This window comes from Variovorax sp. P1_H2 (assembly GCF_056405295.1).
Genome location: NZ_JBFUCJ010000008.1, coordinates 67,721 through 86,852 on the forward strand (window position 1 = coordinate 67,721; position 19,132 = coordinate 86,852).

At 68.2% G+C, this 19,132-nt stretch carries 22 protein-coding genes; 7 read left to right on the forward strand and 15 right to left on the reverse strand.

The features are described from left to right. Window positions 1–4 precede the first annotated feature (4 nt). From AC1D2E_RS05095 to AC1D2E_RS05130, 8 genes are all read right to left on the reverse strand, one after another. Window positions 5–676: a GntR family transcriptional regulator gene (locus tag AC1D2E_RS05095; protein ID WP_478196407.1), complete on the reverse strand. Its 672-nt coding sequence runs from the start codon at window positions 674–676 to the stop codon at window positions 5–7. 44 nt (window positions 677–720) lie between these two features. After that, a complete protein-coding gene (locus tag AC1D2E_RS05100; RefSeq protein ID WP_478196408.1) occupies window positions 721–2,004 on the reverse strand; it encodes an FAD-dependent oxidoreductase in 1,284 nt (427 codons plus the stop codon). Continuing rightward, complete coding sequence (locus AC1D2E_RS05105; protein WP_478196433.1) at window positions 2,001–2,243, reverse strand: (2Fe-2S)-binding protein; 243 nt, start codon at window positions 2,241–2,243, stop codon at window positions 2,001–2,003. The genes AC1D2E_RS05100 and AC1D2E_RS05105 overlap by 4 nt, the downstream gene beginning before the upstream one ends. 17 nt (window positions 2,244–2,260) lie before the next feature. Beyond that, window positions 2,261–3,364 (reverse strand): NAD(P)/FAD-dependent oxidoreductase, encoded by a 1,104-nt coding sequence (locus AC1D2E_RS05110; protein WP_478196409.1) that lies wholly within the window; start codon window positions 3,362–3,364, stop codon window positions 2,261–2,263. 10 nt (window positions 3,365–3,374) lie between these two features. Continuing rightward, window positions 3,375–4,310 carry a 4-hydroxyproline epimerase gene (locus tag AC1D2E_RS05115; protein WP_478196410.1) on the reverse strand — a complete coding sequence of 312 codons (936 nt, stop codon included), beginning with the start codon at window positions 4,308–4,310 and terminating at the stop codon, window positions 3,375–3,377. Window positions 4,311–4,320: 10 nt separating this feature from the next. Then, entirely contained in the window at window positions 4,321–5,463 is a 1,143-nt protein-coding gene (locus tag AC1D2E_RS05120; RefSeq protein ID WP_478196411.1) for a branched-chain amino acid ABC transporter substrate-binding protein, read from the reverse strand. Between the two features lie 46 nt (window positions 5,464–5,509). After that, window positions 5,510–6,424, reverse strand: a complete 915-nt coding sequence (locus tag AC1D2E_RS05125; protein ID WP_478196412.1) for a dihydrodipicolinate synthase family protein — start codon at window positions 6,422–6,424, stop codon at window positions 5,510–5,512. A gap of 242 nt (window positions 6,425–6,666) precedes the next feature. Then, window positions 6,667–8,187, reverse strand: coding sequence for a cryptochrome/photolyase family protein (locus AC1D2E_RS05130; protein ID WP_478196413.1), 1,521 nt, complete (start codon window positions 8,185–8,187; stop codon window positions 6,667–6,669). On the opposite strand from AC1D2E_RS05130, the gene AC1D2E_RS05135 reads away from it, so the two are divergent. From AC1D2E_RS05135 to AC1D2E_RS05160, 6 genes are all read left to right on the forward strand, one after another. Then, window positions 8,186–8,785 (forward strand): YqgE/AlgH family protein, encoded by a 600-nt coding sequence (locus AC1D2E_RS05135; protein ID WP_478172328.1) that lies wholly within the window; start codon window positions 8,186–8,188, stop codon window positions 8,783–8,785. The genes AC1D2E_RS05130 and AC1D2E_RS05135 overlap by 2 nt on opposite strands. Window positions 8,786–8,796: 11 nt before the next feature. Continuing rightward, window positions 8,797–9,219 carry a Holliday junction resolvase RuvX gene (gene ruvX / locus AC1D2E_RS05140; protein WP_478196414.1) on the forward strand — a complete coding sequence of 141 codons (423 nt, stop codon included), beginning with the start codon at window positions 8,797–8,799 and terminating at the stop codon, window positions 9,217–9,219. Beyond that, window positions 9,216–9,713 (forward strand): bifunctional pyr operon transcriptional regulator/uracil phosphoribosyltransferase PyrR, encoded by a 498-nt coding sequence (gene pyrR / locus AC1D2E_RS05145; RefSeq protein WP_478196415.1) that lies wholly within the window; start codon window positions 9,216–9,218, stop codon window positions 9,711–9,713. The genes ruvX and pyrR overlap by 4 nt, the downstream gene beginning before the upstream one ends. A gap of 173 nt (window positions 9,714–9,886) precedes the next feature. Then, complete coding sequence (locus AC1D2E_RS05150; protein ID WP_478172325.1) at window positions 9,887–10,849, forward strand: aspartate carbamoyltransferase catalytic subunit; 963 nt, start codon at window positions 9,887–9,889, stop codon at window positions 10,847–10,849. A gap of 144 nt (window positions 10,850–10,993) precedes the next feature. After that, window positions 10,994–12,265, forward strand: a complete 1,272-nt coding sequence (locus tag AC1D2E_RS05155) for a dihydroorotase (RefSeq protein ID WP_478196416.1) — start codon at window positions 10,994–10,996, stop codon at window positions 12,263–12,265. Further along, window positions 12,262–13,008: a lysophospholipid acyltransferase family protein gene (locus AC1D2E_RS05160; protein ID WP_478196434.1), complete on the forward strand. Its 747-nt coding sequence runs from the start codon at window positions 12,262–12,264 to the stop codon at window positions 13,006–13,008. The genes AC1D2E_RS05155 and AC1D2E_RS05160 overlap by 4 nt, the downstream gene beginning before the upstream one ends. A gap of 168 nt (window positions 13,009–13,176) precedes the next feature. On the opposite strand, the gene AC1D2E_RS05165 is transcribed toward AC1D2E_RS05160, so the two are convergent. Continuing rightward, window positions 13,177–14,241: an NUDIX domain-containing protein gene (locus tag AC1D2E_RS05165; protein WP_478196417.1), complete on the reverse strand. Its 1,065-nt coding sequence runs from the start codon at window positions 14,239–14,241 to the stop codon at window positions 13,177–13,179. Between the two features lie 119 nt (window positions 14,242–14,360). On the opposite strand from AC1D2E_RS05165, the gene AC1D2E_RS05170 reads away from it, so the two are divergent. Next, window positions 14,361–14,669 carry a cell envelope biogenesis protein TolA gene (locus AC1D2E_RS05170; RefSeq protein ID WP_478196418.1) on the forward strand — a complete coding sequence of 103 codons (309 nt, stop codon included), beginning with the start codon at window positions 14,361–14,363 and terminating at the stop codon, window positions 14,667–14,669. 142 nt (window positions 14,670–14,811) lie between these two features. On the opposite strand, the gene AC1D2E_RS05175 is transcribed toward AC1D2E_RS05170, so the two are convergent. The 6 genes from AC1D2E_RS05175 to AC1D2E_RS05200 all read right to left on the reverse strand — a co-directional run bounded on the left by AC1D2E_RS05175 (window position 14,812) and on the right by AC1D2E_RS05200 (window position 19,124). Continuing rightward, window positions 14,812–14,940, reverse strand: coding sequence for a hypothetical protein (locus tag AC1D2E_RS05175; RefSeq protein ID WP_478196419.1), 129 nt, complete (start codon window positions 14,938–14,940; stop codon window positions 14,812–14,814). A 26-nt stretch (window positions 14,941–14,966) separates the two neighbouring features. Further along, a complete protein-coding gene (locus AC1D2E_RS05180) occupies window positions 14,967–15,419 on the reverse strand; it encodes a chromate resistance protein ChrB domain-containing protein (protein ID WP_478196420.1) in 453 nt (150 codons plus the stop codon). After that, window positions 15,416–16,330: a Fe-Mn family superoxide dismutase gene (locus AC1D2E_RS05185; RefSeq protein ID WP_478196421.1), complete on the reverse strand. Its 915-nt coding sequence runs from the start codon at window positions 16,328–16,330 to the stop codon at window positions 15,416–15,418. Before AC1D2E_RS05185 ends, AC1D2E_RS05180 begins: the two co-directional genes overlap by 4 nt. 10 nt (window positions 16,331–16,340) lie before the next feature. Next, window positions 16,341–17,699, reverse strand: coding sequence for a chromate efflux transporter (gene chrA / locus AC1D2E_RS05190; RefSeq protein WP_478196422.1), 1,359 nt, complete (start codon window positions 17,697–17,699; stop codon window positions 16,341–16,343). Beyond that, window positions 17,696–18,640, reverse strand: a complete 945-nt coding sequence (locus tag AC1D2E_RS05195; RefSeq protein WP_478196423.1) for a chromate resistance protein ChrB domain-containing protein — start codon at window positions 18,638–18,640, stop codon at window positions 17,696–17,698. The genes chrA and AC1D2E_RS05195 overlap by 4 nt, the downstream gene beginning before the upstream one ends. A 169-nt stretch (window positions 18,641–18,809) precedes the next feature. After that, on the reverse strand, window positions 18,810–19,124 hold the full coding sequence (locus tag AC1D2E_RS05200; RefSeq protein ID WP_478172317.1) for a hypothetical protein: 315 nt from the start codon (window positions 19,122–19,124) through the stop codon (window positions 18,810–18,812). Window positions 19,125–19,132 lie beyond the last annotated feature (8 nt).

The following is a 19,132-nucleotide window of genomic DNA, read 5'->3' on the forward strand; positions in this document are numbered from 1 at the left end:
CGCGCTACTTGTCGATCACCCGGCGCGCGAATCGCTCCAGGTAGTCCAGCAGCCGATTGGCGCCGGCCACGGCCGCCGCTTCGTCGCAGGTCGCAATCCCCTGGGCCAGCTCCATGTGCGCGTTCGCGCCTTCGGTGATGTCGCCTTCATGCTGGTAGGCATACCAGAAGCGCCGGCATTGGACGATCAACGGCACGACGGCCTTGACCGCCGAGTCGTTGTGGCTGGCTTGGTGATTGGCTTGATCGAGTTCCTGGTCGGCCAGCATGTAGTCGTCGAGATTGCCGCGCGCAGCCGCCTTCACCATGCGCTCGGCGCAGCGCACGATTTCCTTTCGCTGGATGGCGGTGGCGCGGCGAGCCGAGCAGGCTGCGATCAGGTTCTCCAGCACCCTGCGTGTCTGGATCACATCGAGATGGTCCGCCAGATCGATCTGGGAGACCAGCAGTCCGCGTCGAGGCTGCTGCACGATGAGGCCGATCGAGATCATGCGCAGCAGCGCTTCGCGCACCGGGGTGCGGCCGAGACCGGTGGAGTCGGCGATGTCGGCTTCGACCACAGGGCTTCCGGGCTCGAGTTGCAGCGTCGAGATCAGCGTCTCGATGGCGTCGTAGGCCATGTCTGCGGCGCGTCGCTTGGGTGCGGTGGCTCGGGGCGATTTCAAGGCGAGGGGCATGGTCGGAGACGGCGTCCTGTGGAAGTCTGCGGGGAATTGTCCGCCTATCCCTCGGGGTCTGGATTCGAAATGCCCGCGAGCGTCGCGATGCGGGCCGGCGAGAACGGGGGGCGCGGTTCGGGCGCTGTCCAGCCGAGGAGAAACTGCGCCGCCGCACCGCAGACGCGGCCTTGGCATGCACCCATGCCGCAGCGGCTGTGCAGCTTGGCCTCGGTCCAGCCCGTGCAGGGCGTCAATGCCGCGTAAGGCACGTCTTCGCAGCGGCAAACGAGCGTGTCGGGAGCGGGCAGGCGCTTGAGTGCGGGGGCGAGCGCAAAGCTGCGCTGCAACTGCGCGGCGAAGGCGTTCCAGCGCGCGCGTTCGGGCCCGCAGGCTTGCGCCGCGGCGGTATGGCCCACGGCCGCGTGACCGGCGATCGCGCCTTGCACCAGCGCGCGCTCGCTGCCGCCGATGCCGGTGCATTCGCCCGCCGCATAGATGTCGGCGACCGAGCAATGCTGCATTCCATCGACTGCCAGCGCCTGCATGCCGCCCGGGACCGGTGCCAGGGTGCAGCCCAGCGCCCGGCCGAGCTCTGTGTTCGGCACCAGACCGAAGCCGCAGGCGATGCGTTCGCAGGCCATGTCCGTCTGGCGGCCGTTGCGCAGGATGCGTGCTGCGCTGACCCGGCCGCTGCCCAGGGCCGCGACGACCCGCGCGGCGGTTCGGTACTGCCGGTCGACCAGGGGCAAAGCCTGCGCGGCCTTGCCCGGCCAGCCGGCCAAGCGCAGCGCGAATCCGGCGACCGCTGCGAAGCTGGCTTGTTCGGCAATGCGCACGACCTGCGCGCCGGCCTGGCGTGCGGCGGCCGCGGCGGCCAGCAGCAGCGGGCCGCTGCCGGCCACCACGATGCGCTCGCCGGCCACGGGCAAGCCGGCCTTGAGGAGGGCCTGCAGCGCGCCGGCACCGGTCACGCCAGGGAGCGTCCAGCCCGGAAACGGCAGCAGCAGTTCGCGGGCGCCGGTGCACAGGATGAGCTTCTTCCAACGCAGCCGCCAGCCGCGTTGCGCATCTTCCAGCAACAGTTGGTTCGGCGCCGTCGCGGCAACGATGCGCGTTCCGCTGCAGATCCGCACGTTGGTGCAACGGGAGACCGCGTCGCGCCATTTCCCGGCTGCCGCAGGCAGGTGCGCGCCGGGTCCGTCGCGCCAGATCTGGCCGCCCGGCACCGGGTTGTCGTCGACCACCACGATGCGGGCGCCACTGGGCGCAGCGGCCACGGCCGCGGCCATGCCGGCCGGCCCCGCGCCGATGATCAGCACGTCGCAGTGCTCGGTGAGGACGCTCATCGCAGTGTCTCCACCCGCATGCCCTCGGCGCAAACGGTTTGGCAGGCCAGGCGTCGGCGGCCATCGATGTCGACCCGGCATTCCTGACAGATACCCATGCCGCAGAAAGGCGCACGCGCCTCGCCCCGCACCGAGCGGCGCGCGGTTCCCAGGCCGGATGCGTCGGCGATGCGCAGTGCCGACGCGACCGAACTGCCCGGGGGAACGGACACCGGCCAGCCATCGATGTGCAGGGCCAGCATGGCCGGCGCCGTCGTCATGCGGCCTCCAGGAAGCGCGCCGGGGCGTAGGGCGCGGGGTCGAAGGCCGGCGTACCTCCGGTCATGAGGGCCGCCAGCAGATCGGCGCTGCCGGTGGCCGTGGTGACGCCCAGGCCTTCATGGCCCACGGCAAGCCAGAGCCCTTCGCGCCAAGGATGACGGCCCAGCATCGGCAGGCTGTCGGGCGTTGCGGCACGCAGTCCGGTCCAGGATCGGATCGCGTTGAGATCCGCCAGGCCCGGCATGTAGCTCAGTGCGCGCTGCAGCATCTGCTCCAGCATGGCCGCCTCCACGGCAGTGTCCGTGATGTCGAACTGGCGCGAGGAGCCCAGCAGCAACTGGCCGGTGGGTCGGGGCTGCAGGTTGAACGCGACCGAAGGCCCCTCGCTGTGGTGGGCGCTTGTGACGTAGCCCAGTTCTACCAGCTGGTGGTGCGCAGTGCCGGGGTAGCGGTCGGTGATCAGCAGGTGGCCCTTCTTGGGCCTGATCGGCAGTTCCGGGCACAGCGTGGTGGCCTGGATGCCATTGGCCAGCAGAAGGTGGGGCGCATGCCGGCGGCTGCCGTCGGCGAGCCGGACACCACGCTCTTCGATCGCCACCACCTCGGCGCGTTCGACCTGGATGCGGCCATCGGTGTGCCCGAGCAGCCAGCGCGCTGCGTTGGGCGCATAGACGATGCTGTCGCCGGGCACCTCGAGTGCGCCCGCCAGGCCGGAGCGCAACGCGGGCTCGGCCGCGGCCAGCGCGCCGGCGCCGAGCAGGCGGCAGTCGATGCCGTGATCGGCAAGGCGCGCGCGCTTCTCTTCGGCGGCGGCCATTTCCTCGCCGTTTGCGGCAATCCAGAGCGTGCCGCAGCGCGTGAACGCGCAATCGCTGCCCATTCGCGGCGCCAGCGCATGCCACAACGCAAGCGAGTGCCGGCAGAGCGCGAGTTCGGCCGGGTTGTCGTCCATCACCACCAGATGGCCCATGCCGGCGCCTGTCGCTGCGCCCAGGCCGGCATCGAGCACCCTCACCTGAAGGCCGGCCTGAGCCAGCGCCCGGGCACAGGCCGCGCCCACKATGCCGGCGCCAATCACGAGAACGTCGTCGGCGTTCATCTGCACTGCTTCAGAGCCGAATGCCCCAACCGAAGAGGTCGTCGTCATCGATCAGGAGCGTGGCCTCGGCGCTGATGTGGGCGCGGCCGCGGATGGTCGGGACGACCCGCCCATCCACCAGTTCATAGCTGGCCTCGAAGCGACTGCCGATCACGCTGGCCTGGCGCCAGACTTCGCCGGGTGCGAGCTTGCCGTCGGCTGCAAGGCAGGCGACCTTGGCGCTCGTGCCCGTGCCGCACGGCGAGCGGTCATAGGCCAGGCCGGGACAGAGCACGAAGTTGCGGCTGTCTGCGCCCTGGTCGTCGTCGGCGAACAGCTCGATGTGGTCGATCTCCGCGCCATCGTCACCCTGGATGCCCTGTGTTGCCAATGCCTGACGCAGTGCCGACGAATAGGTGGTGAGTGCGGCCAGGTTGTCGCTCGCCACGCGCTGCCCATGATCGCTCGCAAGGAAGAACCAGTTGCCGCCCCAGGCCACATCGCCGTGCACCGTGCCATGGCCCGGCACGGCCACCGCAACCTGATGCAGGTGCCGGTAGGCGGCGACGTTGCGCACACTGACCTGGCCGTCGTCGTGCAGGGTCGCCGTCACCGTGCCCACCGGCGTCTCGATGCGATGGCTGCCGGTTCCGATGCGGCCCATGTGCGCCAGGCTCGCGACCAAGCCGATGAGGCCGTGTCCGCACATGCCGAGATAACCGGCGTTGTTGAAGAAGATCACGCCCGCCGCGGCATCGGGTGCCACGGGCTCGCACAACAGCGCGCCGACCACGACATCGCTGCCGCGCGGTTCCAGCACCGTGGCTCTGCGCCACGCGTCGTGTGCACCGGCCAGCAGCGCGCGGCGTTCGGCCATGCTGCCGCCGCCGAGATCGGGAAATCCGCCGATGACCAGCCGGGTGGGCTCGCCGCCCGTGTGGGAGTCGATGACCTGGATGCGTTGCATGCTGGGGCCCTCAATAGCTGTCGAGCGGCACCGGCGCCGCGTTCTTGAAGGTGAACACCGTGATGGGCGCCTGCTTCAGGTTGCCCTTGTCGTCATAGCTGTAGCTGGCGGCCACGCCCTTGTAGGTCGCCTTGTGAAGTTCCGCGCCCACTTTGTCGGGATCGATGGAGTTGGCCTTCTGCATGGACTCGCCGATGAACATGAGCTGGTCGTAGTACGAGGCCGCATAGGCGTCGGCATCGACATTGAAGCGCTTCTTGAACTTCGCCTTGAAGGCCGGGCCGTTCACCGCCTTCTCGAGGATCGAGCCGCCCTGGGCGCAGAAGACGGTGTCGTTGACCGCATCGCCGCCCAGCTTGCCCATCTCCGGGCTGCACAGCGTGTCGCCGCCGAGCAGCTTCGCGGAGATGCCGAGCTGCTTCATCTGGCGCGCCATGGGTGCGCCCTGCGGTGCGTAGCCGCCGAAGAAGATCGCTTCGGGCTGCTTGGCCTTCAGGTTGGTCAGGATGGCGGTGAAGTCGACCGCCTTGTCGGTGGTGAACTCCTGCCGCACCATGGCGAGGCCCTGCGCCTTCGCCTCCTTGGTGAACTCCTCGGCGAGGCCCTGGCCGAACGCGGTCCGGTCGTCGATCACGCCCACCGTCTTCACCTTGAGCACCTTCGCCGCATAGACCGCCATGGCGGATCCGATCTGGTTGTCGCCGGCGATGATGCGATAGAGGTTCTTGTAGCCGCCCTGCGTCACCTTGGGGTTGGTGCCCACGGTGGACACCAACACACCCCCGTCGCCGTAGACCCGCGAGGCCGGAATGGCGACGCCCGAACAGTAAGGTCCCAGGACAAACTTGACGCCGTCGTCGACGAACTTTTGCGCGACGCTGACGCCCGTCTTGGCGTCGCACTGGTCGTCTTCGGATCGCAGCTCGAACTTCAGCGTCTTGCCGCCGGCCACGATCTTCTTCGCGTTGAGCTCCTCGATCGCGAGGCGCAGCCCGTTTTCATTGTCCTTGCCCGCGTAGGCGTTGGGACCCGACAGCGGACCGCTGTGGCCGATCTTGACCACCTGCTCCTGGGCCCGCGCGGGGCCCGCGAGGGCGAGTGCCGCGAATGCCGCAAGGCCGAGAACCGGAATCGTGTGTGCTTGGGGCTTCATGCTTGTTCCTGGGCGGGAGACGGTGAATGGGCGGCTTGAAGAGGATTCAGCTGACCGAGCGGTACTCGGCGGGCCRCGTCGCGAGCGCCTTCTTGACGATGGCCTCGACGGCTTCGCGCTCGCTGCCGACCAGCGGCAGGCGCGGGCGGCGCATGTGCTCGGTGCCCACGCCCGCCAGCACGTCGATCAGCTTCAGGTTCTGCACCAGCTTGGTGGACACGTCCAGGTGCAGCATGGGTGTCATCCACTGGTAGAGCTTGAGCGCCTCGGCGAACTTGCCGGCCTTCATCAAGTCGTAGAGCGCCACGGTTTCACGCGGGAAGGTGCAACCGACGCCGGCCAGCAAGCCGTCGCAGCCCAGCGCCAGGCCTTCGTAGGCGAGGTCGTCGACGCCCAGGAACAATTGGTAGCGCTGGCCCAGGGCATTGCGCAAATCGGTGATGCGGCGGATGTCGCCACAGCTTTCCTTGATGGCAACAATCCATTCGCAGTCGGCCAGCTCGGCCATGTGCGCGGGCAAGAGGTCGACCCGGTAGGCGATTGGGTTGTTGTAGACCATCACCGGTTTTTGCGCCGCGTTGGCCATGGTGCGCACGTTCAGCATGGCTTCGCGCGCGTCGGCCACGTAGATGACCGAGGGCATCACCATATAGCCGGCCACGCCGAGCTTGTTGGCGCCGTCGATGTAGCGCAGCGCCTCGCGCGTGCTGGTCTCGGAGACGTTGGCCAGCACCGGCACGCGACCGTCGCTCGCGTCCAGCGCGATCCTCGCGACGTCCAGCTTTTCCTCGAGAGTCAGGGTGCTGGCTTCGCCCAGCGACCCGCAGGTGACGATGCCGTGGACGCCGTTGCGGATCTGGAAGTCGATGTGCTTCGCGGTTCCCTCGGCGTCGATGCGCTCGTCGGCGTGGAACTTGGTGGTGACGGCAGGGAAGATGCCCTGCCAGCGGGGATGGGTCATTGCAGTGCTCCTGTAAACGGGGGATGGGTTCGAAGTGATTTGTTAATATATTAGAAAGATATTTTAAATATCTTCTCAGGGTTTCTGTCAGCTTGATTGATGGGGACTTCTGTGCCTGAGAAGGAGCGCGGCGGCAGAGTCCGCGCGTCTTCAAAAGCAAAGAGCCCGCAGCGAGCGGGCTCTGGATATGTCATCGGAGGACGGAAGACGGCGAGCAGCTGGGGGCGCGCCCGAGACCTGTCCTATGGCCGGAGTCGCCCAGCACCCGCCGCGCGCTCCCCCTGCCGCACCACCGCGTAGCGCTGCAGCGTGCGCTCGCGGGCCTCGGCGTGGTCGACCACCGCCTTCGGGTAGTTCCGCCCGAGCTCGACGCCGGCGGCCAGGAGCTCCACCGGACTGGCGGTCCAGGGCGCATGGATCGCCGCGTTCGACAGCTTCGCCAGCTGCGGCAGGTAGCGGCGGATGAACTTGCCCTCCGGGTCGAAGCGTTCGCTCTGCGTGACCGGGTTGAAGATCCGGAAGTAGGGTTGCGCGTCGCAGCCGCTCGAGCTCGCCCACTGCCAGCCGCCATTGTTCGACGCCAGCTCGAAGTCGTTGAGATGCTCGGCGAAGTAGCGCTCCCCGCGGCGCCAGTCCAGCCCCAGGTCCTTGCAGAGAAAGCTCGCCACCACCATCCGCAGGCGGTTGTGCATGTAGCCGGTCTGGTTGATCTGCGCCATGGCCGCGTCGACCAGCGGGTAGCCGGTCTGCCCCTTGCACCAGGCACCGAACAACTGGTCGGCGTGCTTGCCGTGGTGCCACTGGATCCGGTCGTATTCGGGCTTGAAGCTGCGTGACTGGCCGCCTTCGGCCACGTGCGGATGGTGGGTGAGGATCTGGAAATAGAAATCGCGCCAGATCAGCTCGCTGAGCCAAGTCGCCGCGCCCGCGTCCCCTTGCAGCGACAGCTGGTGCGCCACGCCCGCCAGCTGGCGGATCGACACGGTGCCGAAGCGCAGGTGGACGCCGAGATAGCTCGGCCCGCGCACCGACGGATAGTCGCGGGCGGTGTCGTAGCGGTCGATGCGCTGGAAGAAGTCGTCGAACAGCGCGGCGCCGCCCTGGCTGCCGGTCGGGATGTCCAGCGCCGACAGGTTGCTCTTCTCGAAGCCGAGCGCGGCCAGCGCCGGCACCGGCGCGCGCAGCGTGTCCGGCACGGGCGCCAGCGCGTCGGCATACCTGCGGACTGGGTAGGGTTTCAGGTAGAAAGCATCGACCTTGGCCAGCCAGGCTCGCTTGTAGGGCGCGAACACGCCGTAGGGCTGGCCGGACTGGGTCAGCAGCTCGTCGCGTTCGAAGATGGTCTGGTCCTTGCAGACGTGGAAGGCCACGCCGGCGTTCGCCAGCGAACCCAGCACCCTGGCATCGCGGGCCAGGGCGTCGGGCTCGTCGTCGCGGTTCGCGAACACCGCCTGGGCGTCGAGCGAATGCGCCAGCTGCGCAATCTCGTCCTCGGCCACCGCATGGCGCACGACCAGCCCGCCGCCCAGGGCCTCGAGCTCCGCCTGCAGCTCGACCAGGGACTCTCGGATGAACTCCACCCGCCGGTCGACGCGCGGCAGCGGGTCGAGGATCGCCCGATCGAAGACGAACACGCAGACCACCTGCCGGCAGGCGCGCAGCGCCTGGTAGAGCGCCGCGTTGTCGTCCACGCGAAGATCCCGTCTAAACCACATCAGTCCCTTGGGATAGATCTTGTCGACGGCCGGTAAAATCGGGGGCATGGCCCTTGATTCTGCACCGATGAACCTCACGCATCATTTCCTGATCGCGATGCCGGGGCTCGAAGACAAGGCCTTCAGCCGCAGCGTGGTCTACCTCTGCGAGCACAGCGAGCGCGGCGCGCTCGGGCTGGTGATCAACAAGCCCAGCGACATCAATCTCGGCGCGCTGTTCGAGAAGATCGAGCTGCACCTGTCGCGCCCCGAACTGGGCAATGCGCCGGTGTTCCAGGGCGGCCCGGTGCAGACCGAGCGCGGCTTCGTGCTCCACGAGCCGGTGTTCGCGGACGCCGACAAGCCCAACGAATCCGTCTACGCATCGACCATGACGATCCCGGGCGGCCTCGAGATGACCACCTCCAAGGACGTGCTCGAGGCGCTGGCCACCGGCGCCGGTCCGCGCAAGGTGCTGGTGTCGCTCGGTTACTCGGCCTGGGGCGAGGGCCAGCTCGAATCCGAACTGGCCGAGAACAGCTGGCTCACCGTGGGCGCCGACCCGGCCGTGATCTTCGACACCCCGGTCGAGCAGCGCTACGACAAGGCGCTCTCGCTGCTGGGCCTGGAGGCCTGGACCCTGTCGCCCGATGCGGGGCATGCATGAGCGTTCCGGCGATGCCTGACCGCGCTGTTCCTGCTCCGTCCGTCCCCTCCCATTTCCAAAGCTTCCTGGCCTTCGACTTCGGCCAGAAGCGCACCGGGGTCGCCAGCGGCAACAGGCTGCTGCGCACGGCCACCCCGCAGGCCACCATCAAGGCCGAGGGCGATGCCCGCTTCGCGCAGGTCGAGGCCCGGATCCGCGAATGGCAGCCTGACGCGCTGGTGATCGGCGTGCCCTACCACCCCGACGGCGCGCCCCACGAGAACACCCGGGCGGCCCAGCGTTTCGCGCGGCAGCTCCACGGGCGCTTCCACCTGCCGGTGTACGAGGTCGACGAGCGCTACAGCACCACCGAGGCGCTGGCCGGCGGCGCCCGCGACGCCGATGCCGCCTCGGCCTGCATCATCCTTGAACAGTTCCTGAGGAGTCTCCCGTGAACGCAATCCCCGACGCCGAAGCGCTCTATCTCGAGCTGCTGCGCGGCGTGAAATCACTCATGCGCCCCGACACCCGCCTGGTCGGCATCACCTCGGGCGGCGCCTGGCTGGTCGAGCGGCTGCAGAAAGACCTGGGCCTGCCCGGCGCGCCCGGCGTCATCTCCTCGGCGATGCACCGCGACGACTTCGCCCGCCGCGGCCTGGCCGCCAGCGCGCAGACCACGCTGCCCTTCGACGTCAACGGCGCCGACGTGCTGCTGCTCGACGACGTGCTCTACACCGGCCGCACCATCCGCGCGGTGCTCAACGAGCTGTTCGACTTCGGTCGTCCGGCCTGCGTGCGGCTGGCGGTGCTGATCGACCGCGGCGGCCGCCAGCTGCCGGTGGCGGCCGATTTCGCGGCGCAGAGGCTGGAACTGCCCGCGACGCAATTGCTGGCCCTGGCCCGCAGCGACGGCGGCGCCTTCGCCTTCAAGGTGGAGGAAAGCAAATGAACCCCCACGCTCATCACTTCATGTATTCGCTGCCCCCCGAGGGGGCACAGGCCTTCCTTGGGGCGGCCCGGCGGGAGGCCTGAAATGAAAAGCCCCCACTCTCATCACTTCATGTATTCGCTGCCCCCCGAGGGGGCGCAGGCCTCCCTTGGGGCGGCCCGGCGGGAGGCCTGATGCTCTACAAACGAAACCCCCAGCTCAACAAGAACGGCGAGCTGATCCACCTGCTGTCGATCGAGGGCCTGCCGAAGGACATCGTCACCCACATCCTCGACACCGCGGCCAACTTCACCAGCGTCAGCGACCGCGAGGTCAAGAAGGTGCCGCTTTTGCGCGGCAAGAGCGTGTTCAACCTGTTCTTCGAGAACTCGACCCGCACCCGCACCACCTTCGAGATCGCGGCCAAGCGCCTGTCGGCCGACGTCATCAACCTCGACATCGCGCGCTCCTCGGCGACCAAGGGCGAGTCGCTGCTCGACACCATCGCCAACCTGAGCGCCATGGCCGCCGACCTGTTCGTCGTGCGCCACAGCGAGTCGGGCGCGCCCTACCTGATCGCTCAGCATGTGGCGCCGCACGTCCACGTGGTGAATGCCGGCGACGGCCGGCATGCGCATCCGACGCAGGGGCTGCTCGACATGTACACGATCCGCCACTACAAGAAGGACTTCTCCAACCTCACGGTGGCGATCGTCGGCGACGTGCTGCATTCGCGCGTGGCGCGCTCCGACATCCACGGGCTGACCACGCTGGGCTGCGCCGAGGTCCGCGTGGTCGGCCCCAAGACCCTGGTGCCGAGCGACATGGCGCAGATGGGCGTGCGCGTATGCCACACGCTCGAGGAAGGCATCAGGGACTGCGACGTGGTCATCATGCTGCGGCTGCAGAACGAGCGCATGAGCGGCGCGCTGCTGCCGTCGTCGCAGGAATTCTTCAAGACCTTCGGCCTCACGCCGGAGAAGCTGCAACTGGCCAAGCCGGATGCGATCGTGATGCATCCGGGGCCGATCAACCGGGGTGTCGAGATCGACTCCGCGGTGGTCGATGGCCGCCAGAGCGTGATCCTGCCGCAGGTCACTTTCGGCATCGCCGTGCGAATGGCGGTCATGAGCATCGTCGCAGGTAACGAAGCATGAAATGGCGGGTGCTCGGCTACTGCGCGGGCCGATCTCGCGCCTGCGCTGCTCGCCGTGCGCGAGCACGAGCGCTGCTCGACGCGACCTCGACCCGCTCGCTACGCCGCTCCCCCGCCATTTCCCGCCGCTGAGTAGAGAACCAACATGAATATTCTGATCGTCAACGGCCGGGTGCTGGACCCGGCTTCCGGGCTCGACCGCCAGGCCGACATCGCGATCGCCGACGGCCTGGTGCAGGCCATCGGCGATGTCTCGTCCGAATTCCGCGCCGAGCGCACGCTCGACGCCCAGGGCTGCCTTGTCGTGCCCGGCCTGGTCGACCTGGCGGCGCGGCTGCGCGAGCCGGGCTACGAGCACGAAGGCATGCTCGAGAGCGAGATGGGCGCGGCCGCGGCCGGTGGCGTCACCAGCCTGGTCTGCCCGCCCGACACCGATCCGGTGCTGGACGAGCCGGGCCTCGTCGAAATGCTCAAGTTCAGGGCCGAGAAGCTGCAGCGCGCGCGTCTGTTCCCGCTCGGTGCGCTGACGCGCGGGCTGGCCGGCGAGGTGCTGACCGAAATGGCCGAGCTGACCGAGGCCGGCTGCATCGGCTTCGGCCAGGCCGAAGTGCCGCTCGGCAACACGCAGGTGCTGCAGCGCGCGCTGCAATACGCGAGCACCTTCGGCTACACGGTCTGGCTGCGCCCGCAGGAGCGCGACCTCGGCAAGGGCGTGGCCGCCAGCGGGCCGCTGGCGACCCGGCTCGGGCTGTCGGGCGTGCCGGTCGCGGCCGAGACCATCGCCATCTTCACCATCGTCGAGCTGATGCGAAGCACCGGCGCACGGGTCCACCTGTGCCGCCTGTCGAGCGCGGCGGGGGTCGCGCAGGTGCGCGCGGCCAAGGCCGAGGGCCTGCCGATCAGCTGCGACGTCAGCATCAATTCGCTGCATCTCGTCGACACCGACATCGGTTTCTTCGACAGCCGCGCGCGCCTCAACCCGCCGCTGCGCCAGCAGCGCGACCGCGATGCGCTGTCGGCCGGCCTGGCCGACGGCACCATCGACGCGCTGGTGTCCGACCACACGCCGGTGGAAGCGGATGCCAAGACGCTGCCCTTCGCCGAAAGCGAGCCCGGCGCCACCGGCCTCGAGCTGCTGCTGCCGCTGGCGCTGAAGTGGGGCGAACAGAGCGGCGCCGGCCTGCGGCGCGCGATCGAGGTCGTGACGGCCACGCCCGCCCGGCTGCTGGGCGCTCCGGGCGTCGGCCAGCTCGCCGCGGGCGCAGCCGCCGACCTCTGCGTGGTCGACCCGACGCACGAATGGCAGGTCACGCCCGAGGCGCTCCAGAGCCAGGGCAAGCACACCCCCTTCGGCGGCTACGCCATGCGCGGACGGGCCCGCCACACGCTCATCGGCGGCCGGGTGGTGCACGGCTGATGCAGTCCCTGTCGGCCGGCTGGAGGCTGCTGCGCGCGACCGCGCATGTGCTTTCGGGCTGGTGGACCATCCGCAGGCGCTTCCCGCACCTGTCGCCGGCGGAGCGCGAGCTGCGCGTCCAGCAATGGGCCGAGCGCATGCTGAGCCTGATGGGCATCCGGCTCACGGTGCTCGGCACGCCGCCCGTGCACGGGCCGGTGCTGGTGGTGTCCAACCACCTGTCATGGCTGGACATCCTGACGATCCACGCGGCGCGGCATGTGCGCTTCGTCTCCAAGGCGGGGGTGGGCCACTGGCCGTTGATCGGCACCTTGTCCACCGGCGCCGGCACCCTCTACATCGAGCGCGAGCGCCGGCGCGACGCGGTGCGCGTCGTCCACCACATGACCGAGGCGCTGCGCGCGGGCGACGTGATCGCGGTCTTTCCCGAGGGCACGACCAGCGACGGCCACGGCCTGCTGCCCTTCCATGCCAACCTGTTGCAGGCGGCGATCTCGTCCGGCGCGCCGGTGCAGCCGGCCGCGCTGCGCTTTGCCGATGCGGCCACCGGCGAGACCAGCCATGCCGCGCGCTATGTCGACGACGACAACCTGCTGAGTTCGCTGTGGAGCACGCTGAAGGCGCCGCCCTTGCTGGCGATCGTCCGATTCGGCGAGCCCCAGCCCTCGCTGGGTCGCGATCGCCGAGGCTGGGCGAAGAGCCTGCACGCCGACATCCAGGCGCTGCGGCGCGAACTCAAGTAGCGCCTGCGGGCAAAAAAGCAGCGCCCCGAAGGGCGCTGTGCAACGGCGCCGGATGGCGCCGGGAGGAGGAATCGTTGCGTGTCTCCGGTCGCTGGGTGTGCTTGCACGATAGGCGAGCGCAGGCCCGCCGCCTGCCGGAGAAGGCAATGCAAGCGCGTGGGCGACTGCCTACAGGCCGGCCGGTGCCGGCAGCAGGCCCAGGTAGTGGTCGAGCATCTGGAAGTGGTCGTCCAGGAACCGGTCTTCCAGCGCGCGAAGTTGGTCGATCGGGGTCCATTCGGCGGCCGCTGCGTCGTCGTCGGCCCGCAGTTCCGGCAATTCGCGGTCGCCCAGGTCGAAGAAGTGGCCGTGGGTGATGGTGCGGCCGCGCGCGCTGCGGTCGGGGCGGTCGAAGACGTCGGTGGCCTTCAGGCAGGCGCGCAGCGTGGCGGCTGGCAGCGCGAGATGCGTTTCTTCCTCGAGCTCGCGCAGGGCGGCCTGCTGCGTGGTCTCGCGCTGCTCCAGGAAGCCGCCTGGTACCGCGAACAATCCCTTGCCGGGGGCCTGGCCGCGGCGGATCAGGAGAACATGGCGGCCGCACTTCACGACGCAGTCGACCGTGACGAGGACCGGCGGATACGGCGCCGAAGCCCAGGAGGCCTCGTACTGGCGCAGCATCTCGGCCTCCTCGGCCAGGGCCTCGAAGAGCGGCCCGGTGCGCCATGCGCGCAGGAACTCGACGCTGCCCGGCGGCAGTTCGCCGGCCAGCTCGACCAGCGCCGTCGCCGGCGCCGCGAACAGCGCGTCGCGCATCCGGCTGGTGCGCCGCACCGGCACGTTGGCCGCCCGCCGCAGGGTCCAGTCCGGGAAGGCTTCGAGGTAGTCGCGGGTGGCATCCCTGGGGTGGCCGACCAGCGTCACCGTCGGCGACCCGGTCGTTTCGGCGCCGCCCGGCGCGTGCGCCACGGCATGGCGCACGTCAGCGATCCAGCGGGCGTCGTCGAAATAGTCGCGCACCGGCAGGCAGTGCAGCCGCTGTCGCTCGGCTTCCGGGAACGCCAGCCGGACCATCTCGGCGCGCTCCTCCCAGGTGAAAGGATGCTTGGGCGAGCGTGCCTGGAAGGCCGAGCCGATCACCACGACGACGCGCGGGGTGGCGTCGAGCGCCAGCTTCACGAGCGACAGGTGGCCGTTGTGAAAGGGCTGGAAGCGGCCGATGACGACGGCGACACCGGGAGAGTTGTGAATTTGCACTGACAGGCCTGAAATGTCGGGTTACTTGGCTCATTGCACCAAATGCGTATATCCAGAGGGCGTTCCTCGCTTTATGCTGGCTCCCGGATTCTTTCCTAACCATCCATCAAGGAACGCCAATGAGCAAAATTCTCGCCATCATGATCGCCGGCCTCTTTGCCGCAGGTGCCTACGCGCAAGCCCCCAAGGGAGCCTCCTCGGAGAGCTCGCCGATCATGAACAGCAAACCCCAGGAACGCGCCGAAGCCAAGGTCGAAGCCAAGCCGCAGGGCAAGGTGAAGGCGGCCGGCGGCGACACGCTGAAGACCGGTGAAAGCGATGCGATCGGCACCGGCAAGGCCGCCGAAGCCGGCCAGAAGAAGGAAGCGACCCGCACTGCGAAGCATCCGAACCGCAAGCAGAACCCGCAAGGCGGCACGCCGCAGTGATCGAGCGCTCGATAGCGGTGAGCTATCGAGCATCGTCTCTCAGCACTGGCTGACCGGGACATCCTCGCGGAAACCGGCAGCGCGCGAGCCTTCCCGTCCGGCGCGCCCGGACGAGGTCTCCCCCTCGAAAGGCGCAGTGGGATCAGCAGAACATGAACGCCAGGATGGCGGCGTCGTCGGCCCAGTTCAGGAGTGCGTACCCAGCCAGCCGGTAAGCCAGAACCGTCGCTTGGTCGATCAGGGATTGCGCGCGCATTGGGAGTGCATGCATCGAGGCGCGCCACGTCCTGTCCGGCATCACATCTTCGGTGGCCAGTTGTGAGCTTCCTCCTGGCAGTCTTTGCACCACGCATAGAACGCGTCGTACATCACCATCCCGTGCTCGAGCATCTCGTGGTCGTCGCTGAAGTTGCGCGACAGACCGAGCGATAGCGCATACAGGCCCGCCGACTGCGGAGTCAAATCGAGCCGAGAGGTGTCTGCGCCTCGCACGATGGCCGCCAACTGCTGCAAGGCAGGTTCCCGCAGGTCGTATTTCTCGAGGAACGCGTCAAAGCTGCAAAGGTCTCCGACGTGCGTCATCTCGACGCCAGGGATGTCGTACGGCACGGCGCCTGTCCTCTCGGCCGTCGCCAGGACTTGGTCAGCCGGGACGTAAAGGAACTGAGGTGCGTCGTCGATGAAGCGCGCGATGAGCCACGGGCATGCAATGCGGTCGATCTTGGGCCGCTCACGAGTCACCCATTTCATGATGCTGTTCCTTTGGGTTCCACCGCCAGACCTGCAGCCTGCCAGCCGTCGATGCCGCCGCGCAGGTAGCGCGCGCGCAGACCCGCCGCACGCAGGCGCAGTGCGGTCGCACGCCCGACCTCGTGTCCATAGACACAGTAGACGACCACCTCTCGGTCGGATGGCAGGTCGGATGCCCACCGGTCGACAGCGGCCGGGTCGCGCCAGGCGGCGCCGCACAATCGACTGGCCGCGTCGTTGAAGACGCCGGAGCGCCGCACGTCGACCACCACGGCACCGGCAATCTCATCCTGTGCCGCCCCGAAAGGTTCGCTGGCACCGTGGACGGCGAGCTGATAGCGCGCGTACGCCTTCGCCCAGTCGATGTTCTCCATGAACGCATCGACGTAGCTGCCCGCGGCGGCGCCGAAGTCCATGTGGTACGCGTGCTCGTACATGTCCAGTGCGAGGAGGGGGATGCCGCCGGCCAACGCGTGCGCATGGTCCGCAGCCCATTGGTTCACGAGGGTCCCGTCCCGCGGTTGAAACACGAGCAGAACCCAGCCCGACCCGCCACCCAACGCCTTGCCCATGGCGACGAATTCCTCGCGCCAACGGGCGAGGCTGCCGAAGTTCGCCTGCAGCGCCAGTTCCATGGCCGGCGTCATGGTCTGCCCGTCGCCACCGAGGCTGCCGAAGTACAGCTCATGCAAGAGCATGGCGTTGTTCGCGACGAGCTCTTCACGCTTCAAGCCGTTCAGCTGGAAGCCCGGCATGGTTGCAGGCGACAGGGCGGCCAGTTCCGAGCGGATGGCGTTCAGCCGCTGGACCGCGCCGCCATAGTTGTTCTGGTGATGGCTGCGCATCAGCTTCTCGGACAAGCCGCGCAGCGCCGCAGCTTCAAAGGGCAAGTCCTGGATTCGGTTTTCCATGGGGAACCTCTCATGCCAACAGGGGCCGCAGAAAGGTCAACGCCAGCCCGGCCAGGCCGCAGGCCAGGACCACCGGGATGACGCCGACCTTGAATCGGAACAAGGCAACGGCCGCCGCGAGGCCGATGAGCGCCGAGGGCCACTCGAAGGGGCCGGAAAGCCCTCGTGGCCAGAGCACGTGGTACGCGAAGAAGACGGCCAGGTTCACGATGACGCCCACCACGGCGGCCGTGATGCCGGTCAGCGGCGCCGTGAACTTGAGGTTGCCGTGCGTCGACTCGATGAAGGGTGCACCCAGCAGGATGAAGAAGAACGAGGGCAGAAAGGTGAAGAAGGTCACCACGGTGGCGGCCACCGCGCCCGACAGGAAGAGCGCGTCCGGGCCGAAGACAGCCTTCGTCCAGCCGCCGAGAAAGCCGACGAAGGACACCACCATGATCAGCGGGCCGGGCGTCGTTTCGCCGAGCGCCAGTCCGTCGATCATCTGCGGCGCGGTCAGCCACTGGTGGTGCTCGACCGCGCCCTGGAACACATAGGGCAGCACCGCATAGGCGCCGCCGAAGGTCATCAGCGCCGCCTTGGTGAAGAACCACGCCATCTGCGTCAGCACGGCATCCCACCCGAAGAGCGCCGTCAAGGTCCCGATGGCGGCGAACCAGAGCGCGAGGCACACCGCAAGCACGCGGCCGAAGCGGCGCCAGGTGAACAGCGCATGCTCGGGCGTCGGCGTGTGGTCGTCGATGAGGGCCGGGCCGAGCGACGTGCTCGCCTTGCCGTGCCCGCCGCCTGCCGTGAACTTCGCCGGCGCGAAGCGGCCGCCGACATAGCCGATGACGCCCGCGGCCAGCACGATCAGCGGGAACGGCAACTGCAGCGCGAAGATGGCGAGGAAGGCCGCCACGGCGATGCCCCACAGCCACGCGTTCTTCAAGGTCCTGGAGCCCACGCGCCAGGCCGCATGCACCACCAGCGCRGTGACGGCGGGCTTGATGCCGTAGAACAGGCCGGCGATGGCCGGCACRTKGCCGTACGCCATGTAGACCCACGACAGGCCGACGAGGATGAACAGCGAAGGCAGCACGAAGAGGGCACCTGCGACGATGCCGCCCCAGGTGCGGTGCGTCAGCCACCCGATGTAGGTCGCCAGTTGCTGGGCCTCGGGGCCGGGCAGCAGCATGCAGTAGTTCAGCGCATGCAGGAATCGGCTCTCCGATATCCAGCGACGACGCTCGACCAGGTCCTCATGCATGATGGCAATCTGCCCGGCCGGCCCGCCGAAGCTGATGAAGCCCAGCTTGAGCCAGTAGACGAAGGCCTCGCCAAAGGTCAGCCGCTCGGGTGCGGCGGTGATGAGGGGGTTCGTGGTCACTGGCGTACCTTCATGGCGGCGTAGAGCGTGTCGAACAGGCCAAGCGAAGCAGCGAGCAGCGCATCATCATTGTCGTGCTGCGCCTGGAGGCCGCGCACGATGGTTTCGACGCCGGCCGCCTCGTCGACAGGAATCCCGCCGACATCGATGTAATGCACGAGTTCTCCGACACGGCGGATGCCCGGGTCGTCTGCCAGGCCGAAGCTGTGCGCCACGACCTCGAAGGTGACCTTGTCGCCCACGTGCGTGAACGCCGCACCATCGAAGTCGAAGCCAAGAGCGCCTTTCGGGCACTTGCCCGGGTCCGCCAACCAGACGAAGCGCGGGGAGGAATCGACGAAGCGCTGAATCAACCAGCCTGTCGCGAGCCGGTCCACCCAGGGGCGCTTGCGCGTGGCCCACGTCCTTCCCCGGAAGGCCTCGCGTGAAAGTCTTTCGATCGTTCCCGATGCGGCCATCGGCTCACCGGGGGAGAGCTTGCGTTCAATCTCCGCCCGGAGCGTTTCCAGGCCCGCTGCCGCCCCGGCTGCGCTCTTGCCCGGGAAGAAGTCCGTCGCCTGGATGGCACGGAGCTGTTGGTCGAGGCCGCGAAGCGACTTGCGCAGGTCTGGTTCTTCAGCGGACTCGAGCGCATTTCGGGCCTCCTTCAGCGCTTGCGCAAAGTCGGCGTAGGGCTCGGAGCGGTCGAACAGGGCGAGGAAGGTTTTCTCCTGCGCTTCGTCGCGGGCCTTGAGGACCAGCATGTGGGCGTCGGCACCGCCGTCCTGGATTGCTTTTTCGATGGCCCACAGGTCCTTCGCTGACGCTGCGGTCGAGGGCAGGATGTAGACGCCGTCCCGCAGGGTTCCACAGCCCGTGGCCTTGAGCGAGCGCCAGATGCGAACCCGCAGGCCGCTGGGCGACGTGGGAAGCGATGCGGCAAGGACCAGCCAGTCATTCATGTAGCAAGTATCTCACTGTGTGATACTTGCTACAAGTGCATGGCTTTCAGGGCATGCCTTCAGACCTGACGCGGTTGAATTCCACGGCCCCACGCCTGCGGCGAAGGCGCGAACGAGGGCTGTGTCCGGCCACCCGGGCCGGCAGGCCGCTGCGCTGGTACGGATGGTTCTACGGCAGAGGGAGCTCGCGCATGAGGTTGCTGCGCACCCACGTGAACGCTCCGGACTGGACGTTGTTCGCTTGCCAGCGGCGGAATTCGGGATCGGCTGACAACGGATCCGTGACCTTGGCGTACGCCGTCGCGTTCTCGAACTGCACGGTCAGGACATAGTTGCCCAGTTCGCCTGCGGCCACGCTCCACAGTTGCGGGTCGGGCGCGCCATGCTTTTTCCAGAGCGCCGCACCCACCTTCAAGGCGTCGATGACGGCGCCGAGATCGGCTCCGGGGTTGGGTCGAAGGACATATCGCGCTTCGTAGGCCATGGAAGTCT

Excerpts from the sequence above, each read along its gene's own strand:
- AC1D2E_RS05130 (WP_478196413.1), bottom strand. The coding sequence starts at position 8,187 with ATGCCCCCGATTTTACCGGCCGTCGACAAGATCTATCCCAAGGGACTG.
- AC1D2E_RS05195 (WP_478196423.1), bottom strand. The coding sequence starts at position 18,640 with ATGAATGACTGGCTGGTCCTTGCCGCATCGCTTCCCACGTCGCCCAGC.
- AC1D2E_RS05095 (WP_478196407.1), bottom strand. The coding sequence starts at position 676 with ATGCCCCTCGCCTTGAAATCGCCCCGAGCCACCGCACCCAAGCGACGC.
- AC1D2E_RS05120 (WP_478196411.1), bottom strand. The coding sequence starts at position 5,463 with ATGAAGCCCCAAGCACACACGATTCCGGTTCTCGGCCTTGCGGCATTC.
- AC1D2E_RS05170 (WP_478196418.1), top strand. The coding sequence starts at position 14,361 with ATGAGCAAAATTCTCGCCATCATGATCGCCGGCCTCTTTGCCGCAGGT.
- AC1D2E_RS05150 (WP_478172325.1), top strand. The coding sequence starts at position 9,887 with ATGCTCTACAAACGAAACCCCCAGCTCAACAAGAACGGCGAGCTGATC.
- AC1D2E_RS05200 (WP_478172317.1), bottom strand. The coding sequence starts at position 19,124 with ATGGCCTACGAAGCGCGATATGTCCTTCGACCCAACCCCGGAGCCGAT.
- AC1D2E_RS05115 (WP_478196410.1), bottom strand. The coding sequence starts at position 4,310 with ATGCAACGCATCCAGGTCATCGACTCCCACACGGGCGGCGAGCCCACC.
- AC1D2E_RS05175 (WP_478196419.1), bottom strand. The coding sequence starts at position 14,940 with ATGCATGCACTCCCAATGCGCGCGCAATCCCTGATCGACCAAGCGACG.
- AC1D2E_RS05180 (WP_478196420.1), bottom strand. The coding sequence starts at position 15,419 with ATGAAATGGGTGACTCGTGAGCGGCCCAAGATCGACCGCATTGCATGC.
- ruvX (WP_478196414.1), top strand. The coding sequence starts at position 8,797 with ATGCCTGACCGCGCTGTTCCTGCTCCGTCCGTCCCCTCCCATTTCCAA.
- AC1D2E_RS05135 (WP_478172328.1), top strand. The coding sequence starts at position 8,186 with ATGGCCCTTGATTCTGCACCGATGAACCTCACGCATCATTTCCTGATC.
- AC1D2E_RS05100 (WP_478196408.1), bottom strand. The coding sequence starts at position 2,004 with ATGAGCGTCCTCACCGAGCACTGCGACGTGCTGATCATCGGCGCGGGG.
- AC1D2E_RS05155 (WP_478196416.1), top strand. The coding sequence starts at position 10,994 with ATGAATATTCTGATCGTCAACGGCCGGGTGCTGGACCCGGCTTCCGGG.
- AC1D2E_RS05185 (WP_478196421.1), bottom strand. The coding sequence starts at position 16,330 with ATGGAAAACCGAATCCAGGACTTGCCCTTTGAAGCTGCGGCGCTGCGC.